Source organism: Wocania ichthyoenteri Th78 (assembly GCF_000789235.1).
Lineage (GTDB): Bacteria > Bacteroidota > Bacteroidia > Flavobacteriales > Flavobacteriaceae > Wocania_A > Wocania_A ichthyoenteri.
Genome location: NZ_KN525716.1, coordinates 1,707,661 through 1,729,472, shown reverse-complemented (window position 1 = coordinate 1,729,472; position 21,812 = coordinate 1,707,661). Strand labels below are relative to the sequence as shown.

The 21,812-nt window shown below is 31.4% G+C and carries 24 protein-coding genes and 1 pseudogene; 24 read left to right on the top strand and 1 reads right to left on the bottom strand.

Features of this window, described 5'->3' with window-relative positions:
- Positions 1 to 9: 9 nt before the first annotated feature.
- From RG22_RS07510 to pth, 3 genes are all read left to right on the top strand, one after another.
- Positions 10 to 951 carry a ribose-phosphate pyrophosphokinase gene (locus tag RG22_RS07510; RefSeq protein ID WP_034042156.1) on the top strand — a complete coding sequence of 314 codons (942 nt, stop codon included), beginning with the start codon at positions 10 to 12 and terminating at the stop codon, positions 949 to 951.
- Positions 952 to 1,053: 102 nt separating this feature from the next.
- The gene (locus RG22_RS07505; RefSeq protein WP_034042155.1) at positions 1,054 to 1,695 is read left to right on the top strand and encodes a 50S ribosomal protein L25/general stress protein Ctc; all 642 of its coding nucleotides are present in this window, start codon (positions 1,054 to 1,056) and stop codon (positions 1,693 to 1,695) included.
- Positions 1,696 to 1,775: 80 nt separating this feature from the next.
- Positions 1,776 to 2,402, top strand: coding sequence for an aminoacyl-tRNA hydrolase (pth, locus tag RG22_RS07500; protein WP_034042154.1), 627 nt, complete (start codon positions 1,776 to 1,778; stop codon positions 2,400 to 2,402).
- A gap of 31 nt (positions 2,403 to 2,433) precedes the next feature.
- On the opposite strand, the gene RG22_RS07495 is transcribed toward pth, so the two are convergent.
- A complete protein-coding gene (locus RG22_RS07495) occupies positions 2,434 to 5,493 on the bottom strand; it encodes a reprolysin-like metallopeptidase (protein WP_034042153.1) in 3,060 nt (1,019 codons plus the stop codon).
- A gap of 102 nt (positions 5,494 to 5,595) precedes the next feature.
- Here RG22_RS07495 and RG22_RS07490 point away from each other — a divergent pair, with 102 nt between their 5' ends.
- The 21 genes and pseudogenes from RG22_RS07490 to RG22_RS07390 all read left to right on the top strand — a co-directional run bounded on the left by RG22_RS07490 (position 5,596) and on the right by RG22_RS07390 (position 21,731).
- Positions 5,596 to 6,114 carry a hypothetical protein gene (locus RG22_RS07490; protein WP_034042152.1) on the top strand — a complete coding sequence of 173 codons (519 nt, stop codon included), beginning with the start codon at positions 5,596 to 5,598 and terminating at the stop codon, positions 6,112 to 6,114.
- Positions 6,115 to 6,171: 57 nt separating this feature from the next.
- Complete coding sequence (locus tag RG22_RS07485; RefSeq protein WP_034042150.1) at positions 6,172 to 7,107, top strand: bifunctional riboflavin kinase/FAD synthetase; 936 nt, start codon at positions 6,172 to 6,174, stop codon at positions 7,105 to 7,107.
- Entirely contained in the window at positions 7,097 to 8,407 is a 1,311-nt protein-coding gene (locus tag RG22_RS07480) for an HTTM domain-containing protein (RefSeq protein ID WP_034042148.1), read from the top strand. Before RG22_RS07485 ends, RG22_RS07480 begins: the two co-directional genes overlap by 11 nt.
- Before the next feature lie 148 nt (positions 8,408 to 8,555).
- Positions 8,556 to 9,827 (top strand): serine--tRNA ligase, encoded by a 1,272-nt coding sequence (gene serS / locus RG22_RS07475; RefSeq protein WP_034042146.1) that lies wholly within the window; start codon positions 8,556 to 8,558, stop codon positions 9,825 to 9,827.
- Positions 9,828 to 10,003: 176 nt separating this feature from the next.
- Positions 10,004 to 10,129, top strand: a complete 126-nt coding sequence (locus tag RG22_RS18195) for a hypothetical protein (RefSeq protein ID WP_262507877.1) — start codon at positions 10,004 to 10,006, stop codon at positions 10,127 to 10,129.
- A 305-nt stretch (positions 10,130 to 10,434) separates the two neighbouring features.
- Positions 10,435 to 12,210, top strand: a complete 1,776-nt coding sequence (locus RG22_RS07470; RefSeq protein ID WP_034042144.1) for a tetratricopeptide repeat protein — start codon at positions 10,435 to 10,437, stop codon at positions 12,208 to 12,210.
- A gap of 3 nt (positions 12,211 to 12,213) precedes the next feature.
- Entirely contained in the window at positions 12,214 to 12,726 is a 513-nt protein-coding gene (locus tag RG22_RS07465) for a GNAT family N-acetyltransferase (RefSeq protein ID WP_034042142.1), read from the top strand.
- Positions 12,727 to 12,775: 49 nt separating this feature from the next.
- The gene (locus tag RG22_RS07460; protein WP_034042140.1) at positions 12,776 to 13,099 is read left to right on the top strand and encodes a DUF4286 family protein; all 324 of its coding nucleotides are present in this window, start codon (positions 12,776 to 12,778) and stop codon (positions 13,097 to 13,099) included.
- A 390-nt stretch (positions 13,100 to 13,489) separates the two neighbouring features.
- Positions 13,490 to 14,287, top strand: a complete 798-nt coding sequence (gene rsmA / locus RG22_RS07450; RefSeq protein ID WP_034042136.1) for a 16S rRNA (adenine(1518)-N(6)/adenine(1519)-N(6))-dimethyltransferase RsmA — start codon at positions 13,490 to 13,492, stop codon at positions 14,285 to 14,287.
- Between the two features lie 38 nt (positions 14,288 to 14,325).
- A complete protein-coding gene (gene mgtE, locus RG22_RS07445) occupies positions 14,326 to 15,699 on the top strand; it encodes a magnesium transporter (RefSeq protein WP_204244179.1) in 1,374 nt (457 codons plus the stop codon).
- A gap of 115 nt (positions 15,700 to 15,814) precedes the next feature.
- Positions 15,815 to 15,964, top strand: a pseudogene (locus RG22_RS07440) (cupin domain-containing protein); the annotation flags it as partial.
- Between the two features lie 98 nt (positions 15,965 to 16,062).
- A complete protein-coding gene (locus RG22_RS07435; protein WP_034042135.1) occupies positions 16,063 to 16,998 on the top strand; it encodes a 2-hydroxyacid dehydrogenase in 936 nt (311 codons plus the stop codon).
- A gap of 9 nt (positions 16,999 to 17,007) precedes the next feature.
- Positions 17,008 to 17,418 carry a response regulator transcription factor gene (locus RG22_RS18230; protein WP_034042134.1) on the top strand — a complete coding sequence of 137 codons (411 nt, stop codon included), beginning with the start codon at positions 17,008 to 17,010 and terminating at the stop codon, positions 17,416 to 17,418.
- Positions 17,419 to 17,499: 81 nt separating this feature from the next.
- On the top strand, positions 17,500 to 17,871 hold the full coding sequence (locus tag RG22_RS07425) for a VOC family protein (RefSeq protein WP_034042132.1): 372 nt from the start codon (positions 17,500 to 17,502) through the stop codon (positions 17,869 to 17,871).
- A gap of 16 nt (positions 17,872 to 17,887) precedes the next feature.
- Positions 17,888 to 18,349: a DUF4199 domain-containing protein gene (locus RG22_RS07420; RefSeq protein WP_034042130.1), complete on the top strand. Its 462-nt coding sequence runs from the start codon at positions 17,888 to 17,890 to the stop codon at positions 18,347 to 18,349.
- A 5-nt stretch (positions 18,350 to 18,354) separates the two neighbouring features.
- The gene (locus RG22_RS07415; RefSeq protein ID WP_034042128.1) at positions 18,355 to 18,819 is read left to right on the top strand and encodes a DUF1801 domain-containing protein; all 465 of its coding nucleotides are present in this window, start codon (positions 18,355 to 18,357) and stop codon (positions 18,817 to 18,819) included.
- Positions 18,816 to 19,202 carry a VOC family protein gene (locus RG22_RS07410; protein ID WP_034042127.1) on the top strand — a complete coding sequence of 129 codons (387 nt, stop codon included), beginning with the start codon at positions 18,816 to 18,818 and terminating at the stop codon, positions 19,200 to 19,202. The genes RG22_RS07415 and RG22_RS07410 overlap by 4 nt, the downstream gene beginning before the upstream one ends.
- Before the next feature lie 155 nt (positions 19,203 to 19,357).
- Positions 19,358 to 20,122 (top strand): sulfite exporter TauE/SafE family protein, encoded by a 765-nt coding sequence (locus tag RG22_RS07405; RefSeq protein ID WP_034042125.1) that lies wholly within the window; start codon positions 19,358 to 19,360, stop codon positions 20,120 to 20,122.
- 137 nt (positions 20,123 to 20,259) lie between these two features.
- On the top strand, positions 20,260 to 20,706 hold the full coding sequence (locus RG22_RS07400; RefSeq protein ID WP_034042123.1) for a TM2 domain-containing protein: 447 nt from the start codon (positions 20,260 to 20,262) through the stop codon (positions 20,704 to 20,706).
- 105 nt (positions 20,707 to 20,811) lie between these two features.
- Positions 20,812 to 21,135, top strand: a complete 324-nt coding sequence (locus RG22_RS07395) for an ArsR/SmtB family transcription factor (RefSeq protein WP_034042121.1) — start codon at positions 20,812 to 20,814, stop codon at positions 21,133 to 21,135.
- Between the two features lie 98 nt (positions 21,136 to 21,233).
- On the top strand, positions 21,234 to 21,731 hold the full coding sequence (locus RG22_RS07390; protein ID WP_034042120.1) for a DUF6428 family protein: 498 nt from the start codon (positions 21,234 to 21,236) through the stop codon (positions 21,729 to 21,731).
- Positions 21,732 to 21,812: the final 81 nt, after the last annotated feature.

Here is a 21,812-nt window from a genome sequence, read left to right as displayed (position 1 = left end):
TAGTTATCCATGCCAAACGTTATAACAGAAGCTAAAATTTTTTCTTGTACACAAAGTACAGAACTTGCTAAAAATATTGCAACTGCATATGGGGCAAGTTTAGGAAATGTAATTACTTCAACATATAGCGATGGTGAGTTTCAGCCATCTTATGAGGAGTCAATAAGAGGAACACGAATTTTTATTATAGGATCTACAAATCCTAGTTCTGAAAATTTAATGGAACTATTGCTAATGATTGATGCTGCAAAACGTGCATCTGCAAGACATATTACAGCAGTAATGCCATATTTTGGTTGGGCAAGACAAGACAGAAAAGATAAACCTAGAGTCCCTATTGCTGCAAAATTAGTAGCAAAAATGTTAGAAGCAGCAGGTGCGACTCGTATTATTACTATGGATTTGCATGCAGATCAAATTCAAGGCTTTTTTGAAAAACCTGTAGATCATTTATTTGCTTCTACTATTTTCTTGCCTTATTTAAAAAACTTAAACCTGCCAAATTTAACTATTGCTTCGCCAGATATGGGCGGCTCCAAAAGAGCTTATGCTTATTCTAAAGCTTTAGAAAGCGATGTGGTAATATGTTATAAGCAGCGGGCAAAAGCTAATGTGATTTCTCATATGGAATTGATTGGTAATGTAGAAGGTAAAAATGTGGTTTTGGTTGATGATATGGTTGATACAGCAGGGACATTAACAAAAGCAGCAGATTTAATGATGGAAAGAGGCGCATTAAGTGTAAGAGCCATTTGTACACATCCTATTTTGTCTGGTGATGCCTATAAAAAATTAGATAACTCAAAATTAGAAGAATTAATAGTAACAGATTCAATTCCTTTAACACAAAAAAGTAATAAAGTAAGAGTTTTGAGTTGTGCAGAATTATTCGCAAATGTTATGCATAAAGTACATCATAACAAATCAATTAGTTCTCAATTTGTAATGTAGTTTTGGCTTAGGCTTGCATTGAGCGAAGTCGAAATGCTCAACTACCATAAATTTGTAGTTGAACCTAAAAAAGAATATTAATTAAATTATATAAATAAACAAATGAAATCAATTACAATCAACGGATCTCAAAGAGAAAGCGTAGGCAAAAAAGCAACGAAAGCTTTACGTAATGCTGGTCAGGTTCCTTGCGTATTATACGGAGGAGATAAACCAGTGCATTTCTCTGCACCAGAATTAGCTTTCTCTAAACTTGTATACACGCCTAATGCGCATACAGTTGTGATTAATTTAGATAGCGGTGAAACTTTAAACGCGGTAATGCAAGACATTCAATTTCACCCTGTAACAGACAGAATTTTACACGTGGATTTCTATCAATTATTTGAAGATAAAGAAATTGCTTTAAATATTCCTGTACAACTTGTTGGTAATTCAAGAGGAGTTAAAAACGGTGGTGTTTTAAGAAGAACCAACAGAAAATTACGTATTAAAGCACTTCCTGCAAACCTACCAGATTTTATAGAAATCGATATTACACCTTTAAAAATTGGTGATAAAGTAGCAGTTGGCGATTTACCAAGCGAAGATTATACTTTTTTACATAACGATAATACTGTTGTATGTCGAGTGAGTACATCTAGAGTAGCTATTGTTGATGAAGAAGATGAAGAAGAAGTAGAAGAAGGTGCAGAAGGAGCAAGTACTGACGCACCAGCAGAAGAGGCTACAGCTCAAGAATAGATAGTTTATTCTAAATTTAATATAAAAAGCATCCTGTTTTATTCAGGATGCTTTTTTATTTTTACACAAACTAAACTTTTATGTGTCAATTTTTAATCAAATTATTTAAAAAGAAAGAACATATAAAAGATACAGATTATATGAAGAAGTATTTAATAGTTGGTTTAGGTAATATAGGAGAAAAGTATCAAAATACTAGACACAACATTGGTTTTAAAGTTTTAGATTATTTTGCTAATAAAGAAAACTTGGTTTTTGAGACTCAAAAATTAGGAGACATTACCACATATAAATTAAAAGGGCGAACATTTATATTTTTAAAACCAAACACTTATATGAATTTAAGCGGAAAAGCGGTTCAATATTGGTTAATAAAAGAAAAAATTCCTTTAGAAAATGTACTAGTTATTACGGACGATTTGAATTTACCTTTTGGAAGTATCCGTTTAAAAACTAAAGGAAGCGATGGTGGACATAATGGATTAAAAGATATTCAAGATAAACTAAACACTACAAAATATAACCGTTTTAGATTTGGAATAAGTGATACTTTTAGTAAAGGAAGACAAGTAGATTATGTTTTAGGGGAATGGACAGAAGATGAAAATGAGAAGCTAACAGAACGATTAAACAAGTCTGTAGAGCTAATAAAATCTTTTGTATTGGCAGGTATAAATAATACTATGAATACTTTTAACGGAAAATAAAAAAGAGAAGATTTAATCTTCCCTTTTTTATTTATTCAATAATTATTTTTTTAGTAGATTTTCGTTTATCATCTTTTACCGTTAAAATATACATTCCAGATTGTACATGGTTTAAGTTTATTTTTTCATTAAAATCACCAGCATCTTTATATTTGTTTTTATAAATAGCTCTTCCTCTTAAATCATAAACTCCTACATTAATATTGCTAGATAACGAGCTATTTAATTTTATGGTAAACTCGCCTTTATTTGGGTTAGGGAAAACCGTAAAATTTTCAAAACCAAATTCTTCAACCGCTAAAGAAGCTTGTACATTAATCGTGTAATCTTCAACTTCTCCGTCAAACCCATTTTCGCAAGCAGTTGGAACTTCTCCACCAAAATCACCTTCAAATTTAGTTGAAACTCGCATTAAAGTGCTTCCTAAAATAGCATCAGGTGGAATTGTAACTGAAAGCGGAGAGTTACCAGTTGCTCCATCTATTACATTAAGTGCATCACCTAAATTATACTCTTCGCCTACATCATCAAAACTACAGTTTTGATTCCAATCAACCCAAACTTTAGTTGTTGTACCAAAGCCACCATCTGTATTAACATTTACAGTTAAATCATACGAACTATTTCTGTTTACATCTGTAGTAATACTTGTATAATCACTATAACCATCGATAAGCGGATTAGAGCCATCATCTCCTTTACCTGTTGCATTGCTAATGGTGTTAAATTCTACTAGTGTACTACTTGTAGCGTAATCTATATTTGCTATTGAAACGCAATTACTATTAAAAAAAGGAAAAGCTACATTTTTATTTTTAGAAGAAGAAACAGTTGGCGTCCCTGTTATGGTTAGCGTATAATTATTTTGAGATACAGCATCTAAATTAGAGATGGTCATGGTTACAGGACCAGAAGTTGTCCTACTGGTTGGTGAAAACGAAACTGTTGAGGCTCCAGGATTTCCTGAAGCACTAAATGTGGTGTTTTCTGAAAAACCATTTGCGGTAACGTAATCAAAAGTATAGGTGGCAGTTACATCATCACAGGAAATAGGGGCTAATGTTTCATTAGCAATAAAAAAATCTGGGTTGGCAGATATAGTAAACTCGAAATCGCTAATATCATAAAAAATGTTATCAGCAGCTTCAATTAATATTCTTGCTGTTGATGTATCTGCAATTGCTGGAACCACATATGAAAAGGCCCCATCGTTAGGTGTATTTGATGCTATAACAGTAGGGAAAGTAGCTCCACCATCAGTTGATAATTTAATATCTACACTTTGACAATTAATAGTAGCGACATTAGCTGATTGACCAACTACCCATTCAATAGTTTGTGTAGTACCCTGTGTCCATGAAATAGGGTTTATTACTGCAAATGGGTCAGTACTATTTATAAATATTTGCACAAAATCTACATCCGTTTGTCCACCACCATTTGTTCCCATAACATCATTATCTCTTACTGTAAGTGCAAAATTAAGCGTTCTGTTAACTGATGGTAATTTTTCCCAAGTAGTAGACCCATTTGTAATTAAATAATCTAGAAAGCTAGGAATGTTTCTAATTGGCTCTGTAGTCCCTTCAAATGAACGAACCAATGGTCCAGCTGTATTTGTTTCTTCAGGAATACCAGATGACCCAAGATCATATTGTTCCCACGTGTAAGTATGTCCTGTAGTGCCATCGGGATCTGTTGAGCTTCCTACGAGCTTATATGCCGTAGAAATAGGAATTGTATAATCGGGACCTGCATTAGCAACAGGTGCATTATTGGTTAATATAGTTTCAGTGCCACAAGTACTTAAACCAGTAGTAATATTATCCCAAATCATTTGAATACTTTTTTGATGAAAATAGGTATCGCTTTGAAGTTGCACGTTTTGAGGAGAACAAATTCCTGCGTAAGCCATTATAGTAGTGCCACTCCCAGGTTCATATGCATTAGATGCGGTTCTATTTCCACCTGAACAATTGCTAGCATTTCCATTAAATGTATGAGGCGCACCAAACTGATGCCCCATTTCATGGGCTACATAGTCAATATCGTAAGCGTCTCCAACAGGGTTAGAAGACCCAGTAATCCCACTAGCTTTTCTATTATCAACACAAGGAGAATTTAATGATGCTAATCCGCCGCCGCCTGTACTAAACGTATGCCCAATGTCATAATTAGCTGCTCCTATAATGCTATTAATTTCACTTTGACTTTCATCAATTAATTGATTTGCATCGTTGTTAGTAAAGTTATCTGTATCAATAAAAATAATACTACTATTGTCTACTAAGGTCATTTTAATTGCCAAATCTCTTTGAAAAATAGAGTTAACACGATTCATGGTTACTACCATGGCAGCTAATACTGCCGCTTTTTTTGCGGCTTCAGTATCTCCATCTGTTAAGCCTGCTGCCTCCCAGTGATATTTGGAGTATTCAATAGTTGAGGCTAATGCTAATCTAAAGGTTCTTAATTTACTATCATTGGCATTTTTAAAAGATTTTGATTTTTTACTTATTTCTCTTGCAACAGTTGCATCGTCTGGTAAATAACATTTAAAGGCTTCTTTTAGTCTAGGCAAATCGCCTTTGTTATAAACTATATAAGTATTGTTTTGTGTATAAGGATCTATAAATTGAGTACCAGTTTTTGAAGAAAGGACCATGCCATGAAACCCTTTTGGAGTAACGCTAAAACTAATTATAGATGATGGATTTTTTATGTTTTGACCTATATAAGTTCTTAACTCTGGATATTTTTCTTGATAGTCAGGTTCTAGAACAGAAGATTCTTTTACTTCAAAATTATCAAAATGACCTTCGCTATTCGGAATTTGAATAATAAGATTTGATACTTCATTTTTAACACTACGTTTTGGAGCACTACTTAAAGCAGTTTTTAATTTATTTATGTCTAATTGATAGTAAACAGACTTTAAAGGTTCTGTTTTTCTAATACCTTTTTTACCTATTGAGGCTTCTTCATTAGTTACCTTAGTCCAAAACGCTTTATTATTTTGAGCGGAAAGACTTGTTAAAAAAAATGAAAACAGAAGTAGGTATAAATAGTTTTTTATGTAAAAATATTTCATAATAATTAAAGATGGAGTTTTAATATAGTCTGCTAAAAATACTCCGTTAAAGTATAAATTACAAAAATTAAGCTATCATTTTAAAATAACATATATTTGTTTATGAAGTATTTATATGGATTATATCTGGTAATTTGTTTAGTTTCATGTAAGGCAAAAAACAAAATAAAACCAATAAACACTAAGGGTGTTAGTATTGTTAACTGTCCAGAAAATGGTGTTTGTTCTTTAGAAGTTTATAAAAATAAAACCCTACAAATTAAAACGGATAACTTGGGGATGAGTTATCCAGAAATGTCAAATGGCAATTATTTAGTTTTAAAGTTTGAGTACAAAAAGAATGAAAACCCTAATTATGTTGATGGAGGCTATAGAGAAGAGGTTTTTATGGAGTTAAATCCTGTAAACTTAGAGATAGAAACAACTAATTTACAAAATGAAAAATTGTTTTTTGCAAGATGGTGTTATTGTAAAGGGCAAACAGGATATTATAAAATTAATCAAGGAAAATTATCAGTAGTAAAAGTAGATAATGAAAATCTTAAAATTAGTTTAAATTTCAAGATTGAAGAAGTTCCTCAAATTATAAACGAAATAAATCAAATTATTATATTACAATAGAGAATTTTAGGTTTGTTATAAACTACATTATACCTAGTTTTGTGTAAAATTAAAAGCTTGAAAACAAAGCGTAACTTAAATACTCTACCAGATAAACCAACAGTAGTAACTATTGGCACTTTTGATGGTGTACATATTGGACATCAAAAGATTGTTAAACGATTAATTAATGCTGGGAAATTAGAAGGATTAAAATCTGTAATTCTCACTTTTTTTCCGCATCCGCGAATGGTTTTGCAAAAAGATTCGTCAATAAAATTAATAAATACTATTGATGAACGCCACGCGATATTAGACGCATTAGGTTTAGATTACTTGCTAATTAAAAAATTTACTAAAGAATTTTCAAGGCTTTCAGCCGAAGATTTCGTTAAGCAAATTCTGGTTGATAAATTACATGCTAAAAAAGTAATTATTGGTTACGACCACAGATTTGGTAGAAACCGAAACGCCGATATTGAAGATTTAAAACGCTTTGGAAACACCTATAATTTTGAAGTTGAAGAAATTTCGGCTCAAGATATTAACGATGTTGCAGTAAGTTCTACCAAAATAAGAAAGGCTTTAAACGACGGCGATATTGCTAGAGCTAATATGTTTTTAGGCTATGCTTTTATGATTACTGGAGCTATAGTTAAAGGGAAAGGATTAGGCAGACAATTAGGTTTTTCTACTGCTAATATAAAGGTTGAAGAAGATTATAAATTAATACCTAAATATGGATCTTATATAGTGAGTTCGATAATTAATGATGTAAAAATATTTGGGATGTTAAATATTGGTGTAAATCCAACTGTTGATGGAAATACCCAAAGTATCGAAGTTCATTTTTTTAATTTTAATAAAGATATTTACAACAAAACCATTCAAATAGATTTGCATGAGCGTATTCGCGATGAGAAAAAATTTGATTCAATTGAAGCCTTAAAAAATCAATTAGTAAAAGATAAAGAAGCTGCACTAGCATACATCGCAAAACATCATGCTAAATAAATGGTTATTTAAACATATTGATAATTCTGCATTAATAGTTTTTAGAGTTTTTTTTGGTATTCTTTGTTTTTTAGAATCAGTTGGTGCTATTTATACGGGTTGGGTAAAACGTGTTTTTATCGACCCAGAATTTACATTTTCGTTTATAGGTTTCGAGTGGTTGCAACCCTTACCAGGTAATGGTATGTATTTGTATTATGTAATTATGGGCATATTTTCTTTATGCATTATGTTAGGTTACAAATACAGATTAAGTATTATTGCCTTTACAATTATGTGGTCTGCTACGTATTTCATGCAAAAATCATCGTATAATAATCACTACTATTTATTAATGCTTATAAGTAGTATTATGGTTTTTATGCCTGCAAATAGGTATGCTTCAATAGATGTAAAACTAAACCCAAAACTTAAAAGTTACGCTATGCCACAGTGGTGTAATTTCGTTTTTGTGCTTCAATTATTCATTGTTTACACCTATGCTTCAGTAGCAAAATTGTATCCAGATTGGTTAAACGCTAATGTTATGGAAATACTTATGAAAAGCAAACAAAACTATATTTTAGTTGGCGAGTTGCTTCAACAAAAATGGGTGCATTATGTTTTGGCTTATGGAGGCATTTTTTTTGATGGTTTAATCATTCCGTTGTTACTGTTTAAACCAACTAGAAAATGGGCGTTTATTACAGCTATATTTTTTCATTTATTTAACTCATTTGTGTTTCAAATAGGCATTTTTCCGTATTTGGCATTGGCTTTTACCGTGTTTTTTTTCAACCCTAAAACCATTCAACAGTTATTTTTAAAAAAGAAAGTTTTTTATGAATTAGATGAAGGTATTGTTCCAAAATATAAAACTCCATTAATTGCACTATTTTTAATATATTTTTTGATTCAAATAGGGTTACCATTACGGCATCATTTTATAAAAGACAGTGTGCTTTGGACAGAAGAAGGTCATAGGTTGTCGTGGCGCATGATGCTTAGAGCTAAAAGTGGAACTGCAACTTATAGAGTTGAAAATAAGGAAACAGGCAATAGCTACATTATTAATTTAGACGATTATTTAACTCTAAAACAAAAACGAGTAGTAAGTACAAAACCAGATGCTATTTGGCAATTTTCGCAACATTTAAAAAAGCAATTTAAAAAGGCTGGGCAAAATGTTTCGGTTTATGTAAATTGTAAAGTAAGTGTTAACGGGAAACCGCATAAACAACTTATAAATCCAGATGTTGATTTAGCTCATGTGTCTTGGAATTATTTTAAACACAACGATTGGATTTTACCTTCAAAATAAGATTCAAATATAAAGATGTCACACTGAGCGCGCAGTCGAAGTGTAATCAAGACCTAATAATCAAGTCAGTTTCTAAATACTTTTAGGTCAAAAATATCGCTTTACTCTATATGTAATTCATTAAATTTGTCGCTTAAATTTTTTACTTATGTTACAAGTCCCTTTTATTAGAGAAAACAAAGATTTGGTAATTGCACGATTAGCAAAAAGAAATATTGACGCTTCAAAAATGATTGATGAGGTTATTCTTTTTGATGAAGACAGAAAACGTATTCAAACCGAATTGGATAACACTTTGGCTGAATCGAATGCATTATCAAAAGAAATTGGGAACTTATACAAATCTGGCGAAGCGCAAAAAGCCAATGCTTTAAAAGAAAAAACGAGCGAATTAAAAGATAAATCAAAAGAGCTTAATGAATCACTTAATAATAAAACTGAAGCATTAAATGAGTTATTATATAAAATACCCAATGTGCCAAACGAAATTGTTCCTTCTGGAAATACAGATGAAGATAACGAAGAAGTTTTCAAAGAAGGTAATATTCCCGTTTTGCATGATGAAGCTCTACCTCATTGGGAATTAGCCAAGAAATACGACATAATAGATTTTGAACTTGGTAATAAAATTACTGGTGCAGGATTTCCCGTTTATAAAGGCAAAGGTGCCAGATTACAACGCGCTTTAATAACTTATTTTTTAGATAAAAATACTGCAGCAGGTTATACTGAATATCAATTACCACATTTAGTTAACGAAGCTTCAGGCTTTGGTACAGGTCAATTACCAGATAAAGAAGGGCAAATGTATCATGTTACCGAAGATAATTTGTATTTAATACCAACTGCCGAAGTGCCTGGAACCAATATTTTTAGAGATGTGGTTTTAAGTGAAAGTGAATTACCTGTAAGCATTACAGGATATACACCGTGTTTTCGTCGCGAAGCAGGAAGTTACGGTGCGCATGTAAGAGGGTTAAACAGATTACATCAGTTTGATAAAGTTGAAATTTTAAGAGTAGAACACCCAACAAAATCTTACGAAGCTTTAGATGGCATGGTAAACCATGTAAAGACCATTTTGCAGGAGCTAAAATTACCATATAGAATTTTAAGACTTTGTGGTGGCGATTTAGGGTTTACATCTGCATTAACTTACGATTTTGAAGTGTTTTCTACAGCACAAGATAGATGGTTAGAAATATCTTCTATTTCTAATTTTGAGACCTTTCAAGCCAATCGTTTAAAATTACGTTTTAAAAATAGTGATGGTAAAAACGAATTAGCACATACACTAAACGGAAGTGCTTTAGCATTACCAAGAGTACTTGCAGGCATCTTAGAAAATTATCAAACTAAAGATGGTATTGTAATCCCGGAAGTATTGCAATCTTATACTGGTTTTTCAATTATTGATTAGTTGAATTATAAATTTTAAAAAGAAGCCTAAAACTTACAAATATTGGTTTTGTAATTCTTTAAAATCGATGAAGTGCAAAAAATAAACGCTATTCAACGATTTTGTTTCAATTTCTTTTGCAATTCAAAATATATTTTAGAAGTTAGCTCCAACCAAACGCGTAAACTTAACCTACCATGAAAAATATTAAACGCTTAGTGCTTTTAATTGCATTAGTTTTAGTTGCAGGCAAGGTCTTATTTTCAGATTTCGAAATATCTAAAATTGAAAATAATGCCACTGCAGTAGTAGTAAATAAATAAGTATTTATTAAAAACTTAATTTTCTTTATTAAAATAGTCATTCTCATGTATTGAGAATTTTAAGACTGTCCCCAATCTTGTGTAATATTGTTTTTAAATTAACGGTTGTTAATAGAAAAGATATTGTTGGTTGGTTAGTGCCCGAATAAAAATTCGGGCATTTTTTTAATGAAATTCTAATTTATGAAGGTTTTAAAAGAACAATAGGTAGTTAGTTGAATTAATCCCGATGAAAATCAGAATCTCATCAAAAATTTAAGATAAGTTCAACAATTTCTAATAAGTACATTTGTTATCTTTACAAGATGAGGATTCTTTTTATCTTATGTCTGTTTTTTTGCACAAATACATTTTCACAAGATGATGCTGTAGCAAAAGACTATTTTAATAAAGGAGATTTTGAAAAAGCACTTTATGAGTATAAGAAACTATACGCAAAATCGTCTTCAAACATAAATTATATAAATCAACTTGTTACTACTCATCAGCAATTAGAGCAGTATAACGAAGCTGAAGTGTTTCTTTTAAGATTAATAAACAGAATTAAATACCCTGCTTTTTTGGTTGAGTTAGGCTATAATTACCAACTTAAAAACGATTTAGAAAACGCAAATTTATATTACCAAAAAGCCATAAATAGTTTAGATGAAAATGTTAATAATGCGTTTTCTGTGGCGCGAAGTTTTCAAAATCACACCTTATTAAATGAAACCATTACGGTTTACGAAAAAGCCATGGTTTTAAAACCTGAATTAAATTTTAAGTTTCAGCTTGCTAAAATTTATGGAGAACAAGGAAATGTTGAAAAAATGTTTGTTAGCTATATTGAATTTGCAGAAAAAACCCCAGTGTCTTTAAATAATATTAAACGGTTTATTAATGATTTTATAAGTGAAAACAGCACGAATGAAAACAATATTTTATTCAAAAAAGTGCTGCTAAAAAAAATGCAACAAGAGCCCAATCTACTTTGGAATGAAATGTTGAGTTGGCTATTTATTCAGCAAAAAGATTTTAAAAAAGCATTTATACAAGAGAAGGCTATTTTTAGCAGACAGCCAGAAAGTTTGAGTAGAATTGAAGAGTTGGCTAATATTACTGTAAATGAAAACCATAATAAAGTTGCCGAAGAAATCTTCAAATTTTTAATTGAAACAGCTCAAGATTTAGAAACCCAATTGTATGCACATTACAATCTTTTACAGCTTGAAACTAAAGCAAGTTCGTCAGATAATTATAAAGCTATAAACAATAAATATTTAGAGTTGTTTAAAGAATTTGGCATCTTTCCGCAAACCCTAAAATTACAAGTAGCTTATGCACATTTTTTAGCATTTTATAATAATGAAACGAATGACGCTATTGATTTTTTAGAAAACACCTTAAAATTACCATTAACCGAATTTGAAAAAGCAGAAGTTAAACTAGAATTGGGCGATATTTTAGTACTTCAAGAAAAATTTAATAAAGCCTTAATTTATTACACGCAAATACAACGCAACTTAAAAAACAGTACACTTTCTCAAGAAGCACGTTATAAAGTCGCCAAAACGAGTTATTTTAAAGGCGATTTTAAGTGGGCAGAATCTCAGCTTAAAATTTTAAAAGCTTCAACCTCGCAACTCATAGCCAATGATGCTCTCGATTTAAAATTATTAATTACAGACAATAAATACGAAGACTCTTTACAAACAGCATTAAAACTATATTCTAAAGCCGATTTATTGGCATTTCAAAATAAAGATGATGAAGCAATTTTGGTTTTAAACACTATTTTAGAAAATCATAAAACCGAACCCATAGTAGCACAAGCCTTATTTAAACAAGCACAGTTATTTGAAGAAAAAGCGCAATTTGAAAAAGCGCAAACCAATTACGAATTAATAATTGCCAATTACGGAGATGGTATTTTAGTGGACGATGCCTATTATAAATTAGCCCATATTTATGAACAGTATTTGAATGAACCCGAAAAAGCAAAAGCCTTATACGAGCAAATTATTTTTAATCACGTGGATAGTATTTACTTTGTTGAAGCACGAAAAAAATACAGAGCGTTGCGTGGCGATGCTATAAATTAAATTATGATAATAGTTGAAACAGAAAGATTAATAATATCAAAAGTCACATTAAAAGATGCTCCTTTTTTTCTAGAGTTGATGAACACCCCACATTGGTTAAAGTACATTGGAGATAGAAACATCAGGTCTGTAAAAGATGCCGAAGAAGCTATAAAAAATAGTCACTTAAAAAGTTATAAAGACAATGGTTTTGGGTTTTATAAAGTATTATTAAAAGCAGAAAATAATAAAACAATTGGAACAGTAGGACTCATAAAAAGAGACGAATTAGATGATGTTGATATAGGTTTTGGTTTTCTTCCAGAATATGAAGGCAAAGGATTTGGATTCGAAGTATCCGTTGAAATTATGAAGCTTGCCAAATCAGAATTCAAGCTTAAAAAAGTAGTCGCGATTACTAACCCAGATAATCATAATTCAATTAAATTATTAGAAAAACTAGGTTTGGTTTTCGAAAAAAGAATAAATCCCTTTGAAGAAGACAAAGAACTCCTGTTATTTGCAAAAGCATTATAAATTTTTGTCATTTCTAGCATAGCCAGAAATCTCATAATATTTTCACTACATGATTATATACAACGTAACTGTAAACATAGACGAAAGCATTCACGAAGAATGGCTCACATGGATTAAAGAACACATTCCGCAAGTGTTAGGCACAGGGAAATTTGAAAAGGTAACACTAACCAAGGTTTTGGTAGAAGAAGATATGGGCGGACAAACCTATTCTATTCAATACCGTTCGTACTCACGCGAAGCTTTAGATGCTTATTATCGAGAAGATGCCGAAAAAATGAGAATTGAAGGACTGAAAAAATTCGCAGATAAAATGCTCGCATTCAGAACCGAGCTTCAAATTGTAGATGAATATACTGTGAATTTTAAATAGCTTAGCTTTGTTGACAATTATTAAAAATGTAATAGACTAAAAATTACACTAATGGAAAATATTTGGGTAATAGCAATATCACTTTTTTTAATAATTACTTTCCTTTTTTGGAGGCTAACTAGTGGTCATTTCAAAAAGGAATATGGTAAAAAATTATGGAATCAATGGGGAACTAGACTTTTTTATTGGCAAGGTACGATATACACTAGTACCGGAATTACGCTTCTAATTATGTTTCTTTTAAAATGGGCAAATGTTTTAACTTTTTAGAATTTAAAATATAAAAACAACAAAGAATAATTGTTGTCAGTTTTCTATATACCTAAGATTATTATCTAGGATACAGTCGAAAAGCCTTTTTGCTGATAGTAACTTAATATTCATTTATCTGTGGCATACAAACCAAATCAACATCAAGTAAAAGCAAAAAAACATTTAGGACAACATTTTTTAAATGATGAGTCTGTCGCACAAAAAATTGCTGATACCTTAGTTCTAAAAAATTACAAAAAAGTTCTAGAAATTGGCCCAGGGATGGGTGTGCTAACCAAGTATTTACTTAAAAAGGATATTGAAACCTATGTTATAGAAATTGATACCGAATCGGTAGATTATTTACAAGCCAACTACTTAAACCTTGCGCCAAGAATTATAGAAAAAGATTTTTTAAAGTACGATTTAAACGATGTTTTTAAAGGCGAACCATTTGCTATTATTGGTAACTTCCCATACAATATCTCAACGCAAATCGTTTTTAAAGCTTTAGAAATGCGCGATCAAATTCCAGAATTTTCAGGCATGTTTCAAAAAGAAGTAGCGCAACGTATTTGCTCAAAAGAAGGCAGTAAAGTTTATGGTATTCTATCTGTTTTAACACAAGTTTTTTATAATGCAGAGTATTTATTTACGGTACCACCTTCGGTCTTTAATCCACCACCAAAAGTAGAATCAGGTGTTTTAAGACTTACTAGAAAAGAAAATTACACCTTACCATGCGACGAAAAACTATTGTTTAAAACAGTAAAAACAGCCTTTCAACAACGGAGAAAAACACTTCGGAACAGTTTAAAAACATTCAATTTATCCGATAATTTAAAAGCAAATGTTATATTTGGCAAACGACCAGAACAATTAAGTGTAGAAGCCTTTATCGAGCTTACGCAATTAATTGAAAACGATATTTTATAATCCATTAATTGTCACACTGAGCGCAGTCGAAGTGTCTTATGTCCGAAGAAAAAGAAAACATACAATTCGAACTAACAAAAGAGCTTGTAAAGCAAGTAGAGCAACTTATTGAAGTTAATAACGATAAGGAACTCCGTACACTTCTTAATGAGTTTCATCATGCCGATATAGCCGAAATTCTAGATGAGTTAAATCTGGAAGAAGCGGTGTATGTTATTAAACTATTAGATTCTGAAACCACTTCAGAAATATTAATGGAGCTCGATGAAGATAATCGAGAAAAGGTTTTAAAAAATCTATCAGCAAAAGAAATTGCCGAAGAAGTAGAGGAGTTAGATACCGATGATGCCGCAGATATTATTTCCGAACTTTCAGAAGAACGACAGGAAGCGGTTATTTCTCAAATTGAAGATGAAGAGCATAAATCTGAGATTCAAGAACTTTTAGCTTATGATGAAGATACTGCCGGTGGACTTATGGCAAAAGAGCTGGTTAAAGTTTACGAAACTTGGACTGTTGCAGGTTGTATGCGTAGAATTCGTGGACAAGCCAAAGAAGTAACAAGAGTACATTCTATTTATGTAGTAAATAAGGAAGAAAAGCTTATTGGTCGTCTATCATTAAAAGATTTAATTGTTGCTAAAAGCGACCAAAAAATAGCAGACTTAGTTAAAGTTAATGTAGATTATGTTAATGTTCATGACGATGTAGAAGATGTTGCTAAAATTATGGCAAAATACGATTTGGAAGCGATTCCAGTGTTAGACGACAACCATATTCTTTTAGGCAGAATCACCATTGATGACATCGTAGACGTATTAAGAGAAGAAGCCGATAAAGACTACCAATTGGCAGCAGGTATTACACAAGGAGTAGAAGCCGATGATAGTATTTTACAACTTACTAGAGCACGTATTCCATGGCTGTTTTTAGGGCTTATTGGAGGTATTGGAGCCTTTTTAATTATGGGTGGTTTCGAAGAATCTTTTACAGGAGATGCTTTTAAATTATTCTTTTTCACACCGTTAATTGCAGCTATGGCAGGAAATGTGGGTGTGCAATCCAGTGCTATTATAGTTCAAGGTTTAGCTAATGACGATGTAAAGGGAAGTGTTAATAGCAGACTTATTAAAGAAATGCTTTTAGCGGCACTTAATGGTTTTATTTTGGCTGTTTTTCTTTTCTTTTTTGTGTGGGTTTACGAATCAAAAATTGATTTAGCATTAGCAATCTCAGTGTCGTTAGTTGCCGTAATTATAGTTGCAGGTTTAATAGGTACATTTGTGCCATTATTTTTAAATAAAAAAGGCATTGATCCTGCTATAGCCACAGGCCCATTTATTACTACAAGCAACGATATATTAGGTATTCTTCTATATTTCATGATAGCAAAAATGATATTAGGCATTTAGTTCTTTTTCATTTGGGCGTTACCCAAAAAAGGAGGCGGGCTTTCACTACTCGCTGCCTCCTATGGTCAGCGAGCTCAAACATACCGTTCAATCCCTAACGCAAAACTCTTGCATTGAGCTAAGTCGAATGCCTAAAGGAGTCGAACATAATCCTTGTACAAAAAATGGAGAAGAAGTACATGTGCTATTATTCGAAAAACTAAATACGGCACATACAGGAAACATACAACACGAAAAGACATATGCACAATATCCAAAAATATAACTTTCGTCATGCTGAACTTGTTTCAGTATCCCATTAATTATATCTTTGAATTAATAACTAATATGTCACACTGAGCGCAGTCGAAGTGTCTCAACCTTATGAAAATTCTACATCTCGATACCAATCACGAATTATTAATAAATCAACTAAACGATTTAGGATTTACAAACGATGAAGATTACACAGCTTCAAAAGAAGACATTAAAGCCAAAATTCATAAATACGACGGATTCATTATTCGCAGTCGTTTTTCAATAGACAAAACTTTTTTAGATGCCGCAACTAACTTAAAATTTATAGGACGCGTTGGTGCAGGCTTAGAAAACATAGATTGCGATTACGCCGAGCAAAAGGGAATTACACTAATTGCAGCACCAGAAGGCAACAGTAATGCAGTTGGCGAACATAGTTTGGCAATGCTACTCTCACTATTTAATAAATTAAATAAAGCGAATAAAGAAGTTAGAGCTGGCAAATGGTTGCGTGAAGAAAATCGTGGTTTAGAACTCGATGGAAAAACAGTTGGACTTATTGGTTATGGCAATATGGGAAAAGCTTTTGCAAAAAAGTTACGTGGTTTTGATGTAACTGTTTTATGTTATGATATTAAAGACCAGGTTGGAGATGAGAATGCGAAACAGGTTTCATTAAAAGAACTACAACAAAAAGTAGATGTTTTAAGTTTGCACACGCCAGAAACACCTTTAACCACTAACATGGTTAATGACACTTTTATCAATCAATTTGCAAAATCGTTTTGGTTAATTAATACGGCACGCGGTAAAAGTGTGGTGACTAACCATTTGGTTTCGGCATTACAATCTGGTAAAGTTTTAGGTGCTGGATTAGATGTTTTAGAATACGAAAAAGCATCATTCGAAAACTTATTTTCTTCAACTATGCCAGAGGCATTTCAATATTTAATACAAGCCGAAAATATTTTATTAACGCCCCATGTTGCGGGTTGGACTGTTGAAAGCAAAGAAAAGTTAGCACAAACTATTGTAGATAAAATTAAAGCGAAATTTTGTTAACTTTCGCTTATGAAGAAAACCGTTTTAGTATTCGCGCTTCTAATTTTAGCTTTGTTGCTATTGTTTCAAATTGGTAAATACGCCATCGTTTCAGGGGATTTAAAAACAGAAATAATAGTTGCTATTATTGCTATTGTTTTCTTTTTTATAGGCATTTATATTAATAAAAAAAGTCTTCAAAAACACAACAAAGTTTCGATAGAAATCAATCATAAAAAAATTGATGATTTAGGAATTACCAATCGAGAATATGAAGTTTTACAACACATTTCTCTCGGATTATCAAACCAAGAAATAGCCGATAAATTATTTCTTTCAGAAAGTACCATAAAAACACATGTTTCAAATTTGCTAGTTAAATTAAATGCCAAACGTCGCACTCAGGCGTTGCAGATAGCAAAAAATCTACAAATTATTTAAAATTCGTACTTTAGTATGAGCTCTAAAGAAGAGACTTAAACTACTTTTATAGGTGTTATTAATCTTTTAAAATAGAATCATATGGAATTAGGAGCATTTTCTGTAAGCTTAAGTGTAAAAGACTTAAATGAATCAAAAGCATTTTACGAAAATCTTGGGTTTAGTGTTTTTGCAGGCGCTATTGAAATGAATTATTTAATCATGAAAAATGGCAATGCATTAATTAGTCTTTTTCAAGGGATGTTTGAGCAAAATATTTTAACCTTTAATCCAGGTTGGGATGAAAGCGCAAATAAATTAGATGATTTTACCGATGTTCGCGATATTCAAAAGCATTTAAAATCTAAATCAATAAAGCTAGAAAGAGAAGCCGATGAAAATAGTGATGGTCCTGCAAGTCTCGTGTTGTTTGATCCCGATGGGAATACCATTCTTATCGATCAGCATGTATAAACTAATATAGACAAAAATGAAATCTACAATAATTAAATACGGTCTTTTTGGAGCAATAACAGGATTTGTTATCTTTTTATCTCACTTAGCATTTGCAAAAAATTTAAGTTTCAGTGTTCTTGAAATATTAGGTTACATTTCGATATTCATTTCTTTATCATTCATTTATTTTGGAATAAAGCATTACCGAGATAATATTAATCAAGGTGTTATTTCATTGGGTAAAGCTATAATAATTGGTCTGCTAATATCATTATTGGTAGGAATAGGTATAGGAATTGCAGATTATATATATACTACTTTTTTAAACCCCAATTTCTTTAAAGACTATGCGCAAATGCTAATTGATGAAGGAAGAGGTGATGAGGTTATTGAAATGACAAGTGGAATGGGAGCTTTATTTATGCTTGCTTTAGTAACTGTAATAGGATTTATTATTTCTTTAATATCAGGATTAATACTTCAACGTAAAAATTAAGAATCATGCAATCAAAAGCGAGCACGCCACAACAATATTTAGATGAACTTCCGAAAGACAGAAAAGAGGTTATTGAAAAATTAAGGCAGAAAATTTTAAGTAACCTTCCTAAAGGCGTAGAAGAGCAAATGAGTTATGGTATGTTGGGTTATGTCATACCACATTCGGTATACCCAAGTGGATATCATTGCGATATGAGTTTGCCTTTACCGTTTATGAATTTAGCATCACAAAAAAACTTTATAGCTGTTTATAGTATGGTTATTTACGCTAAAAAAGAAATCTATGATTGGTTTACAACTGAGTATGCGAAACGCTGTAAGTACAAATTAGATATAGGTAAGAGTTGCATTAGATTAAAAAAAATGAATGATATTCCTTTTGAGCTTATAGGCGAATTAACCGCAAAAATAAGCACAGAAGAATGGATTGAGATTTATGAAAATGCGATTAAAAACAGAAAAAAATGAAAAATAGAGTAACAGGAATTGGAGGACTATTTTTTAAAACAAAAAACCCAAGCAAAACTAAAGATTGGTATAAAAAACATCTAGGTTTTAATACCGATGATTACGGCTGTACCTTTAAGTGGAAGGATAAAGACGGAAAAGATTGTACAACACAATGGAGTGCATTTCCAGAAGACACAAAATATTATGAGCCATCAAAAAAAGACTTTATGTTTAACTATAGAGTTGAGAATTTAGAGGAATTATTAAAAGTTTTAAAAGATGAGGGCGTAACTATTGTTGGGGAAATGCAGGAGTTTGAATATGGAAAATTTGGTTGGATTTTAGATAACGATGGTAATAAAATAGAACTTTGGGAGCCAATAGATAGTGCTTTTTTGTAAATGATAAAAAATTTCTCTTAGCTTTTTTAGTGAAGAGATTTCAAATGAAATTGTCATTCCCGCGTGGTCACTGAGTGAAGTCGAAGTGAAATCGAGAATCTTTATGTAGAATTTGAAAAATTCCCGTAATTTGCCTTTTTATTATTTAAGCTATATTGACTTATCTAGAAATTCTTCAATCTTATCATTTAACTGCATTGCAATGGATGGCCATTGGTTTTGCAGTTTTTTTATTGGGTTTATCTAAATCAGGAATTAAAGGTATAGGAATCATTATTGTAGTCGTTCTTGCTTTCGTTTTTGGCGAAAAAGCATCAACAGGTATATTGCTTCCTATGCTTATTGTGGCAGATGTTTTTGCGGTAATTTATTATAATAGGCACGCTCAATGGAACATTGTAAAAAAACTAATACCATTTATGATTGTTGGTGTTTTAGTAGGTGTTTGGGTTGGAAACGATATTTCCGAAGACATTTTTAAAAAACTAATGGCAATAATAATTATTGCTTCTGTTATTATTATGTTTTATACAGAAAACAGAAAATCAACCAAAGTACCAACCCATAAATTATTTTCTATTGGCACAGGGTTTTTAGCAGGCTTTACTACAATGATTGGTAATTTAGCAGGCCCAATTTCTAATATTTATTTTTTAGCCATGCGTTTTCCTAAGAATGAATTTATAGGTACTGCTGCATGGTTATTTTTTATTATAAATGTGTTTAAACTACCTTTTCATATTTTTATTTGGAAAACGGTTACTCCAGAATCTTTAGTTTTAAATTCGGTATTAATTCCTGCTGTTATTTTGGGCTTTTTCTTAGGAGCATACATTGTGAAATTAATTTCAAATATAAATTATAGGCGGTTTATTTTAATTGTTACGGCTATAGGCGGTATTGTTATGTTATTTAGGTAGTTTATTATTTATAAGTGTTTGTAACAATAACTGTTGTTTATAGACTTATTAGTTGAATATCAATCTAAAGCCAATGTAATTTAGATTTTATTAAACATTTTTATTAATTTTATAATCAAACCAAAATATTAAATAATATGTCTGACGAAAAAAATTTAAGTGATGACCTAAACGATATGTTAGGCGATGCTAAAGAAGGTGCAAAAAAAGCTGCCGATAAAGCAGGTGAATTTGCCGAAGAAGCGAAAGAAAAAGCAAAAGAGTTTGCTAATGAAGCTAAAGAAACAGCTTCAGAATTTACCGAAAGTGCCAAAGAAACTTTCGCTTCAGGCGAAAACAAAAAAGTGTTAGCTGGTGTTTTAGCTATTCTACTAGGTTCTTTAGGTATCCACAAGTTTATTCTAGGTTATAATAAAGAAGGTATTATTCTTTTAGTTATAACATTAGTTTTAGGATTTATTACCTGCGGTATTGGAGCTAGTTTAGCTGGAATTGTTGGACTAATTGAAGGTATCATCTATCTTACAAAATCTGACGAAGAATTTTATAACACCTATCAAGTTGGTAAAAAACCTTGGTTTTAATCCTTTGAAAGTCAATATATAAAATACAGAAAGCCAAAATAAATACATTTTGGCTTTTTTAATTTAATTTAACATCGTAATATTGCAATATTAAAATGTATTGTTATGGGAATTACAAAATCACAAATATTTACTGAACAACAAAACGACTTAGCGCAACTTTTTAAAGTACTTGGGCATCCTGCTCGTGTGGCTATTTTACAATATATAAGCAATCAGAATGCATGTATTTGTAACGATTTAGTTGAAGAAATAGGTTTAGCGCAAGCCACAATCTCTCAACACTTAAAAGAACTAAAAAGCATTGGATTGCTTAAGGGAGAGGTTGAAGGTAAAAGTATGTGCTATTGTATTAATATAGAGCGATGGACTGCTTTACAAAAGCAATTAAATGCATTCTTTAATACCACAAAATTAAACTGTTGTTAATTAAATTTTATGAAGATGTCACCTTGAGCGCAGTCGAAAGGCCTTTTAATACATCATCAAATATATTTTCAATTATAAAATAATTAAATAGATTTATTATGAAAACACAAGAATTATTTACCGTTTTAGAACAAAACAAAGACAAATATTTATTGTTTGAATATGCGCCAAATAAATTAGTTGGTGCTAATTATCATATAACCGAAGTAAAACATGTTTCAATAGATTCAGTTGACTGTGGCTCACAAACCGATGCATGGAAAGAGACCATTATTCAACTTTGGGAAAGCCCAAATGAGATTGGTAAAACAGAATACATGTCGGTTTACAAAGCCATGGCTATTCTTAAAAAAGTTGGCACTATGAAATCTTATATTTTAGATGCTGAGGTGAAATTTGAATATAGCAACGCTACGTTTAATACAGCCCAACTATTTGTTAACGATTTTGAAATACGAGGTAATGACTTAATAGTTAAATTAGCCATTGAAAAAACAGATTGCAAAGCTAAAAGAACTTGCGGAGTATCTGAAGAAAAAGAATTAGTTTTAGCTAACGATGAGCCATGTTGTACGCCTGATGGAAATTGTTGTTAAATAATTTCGTCATTCTGAATTTATTTCAGAATCTCATCCTATAATTAGTATTATAAGAAACAGAAACGAGTTCAGTTTGAC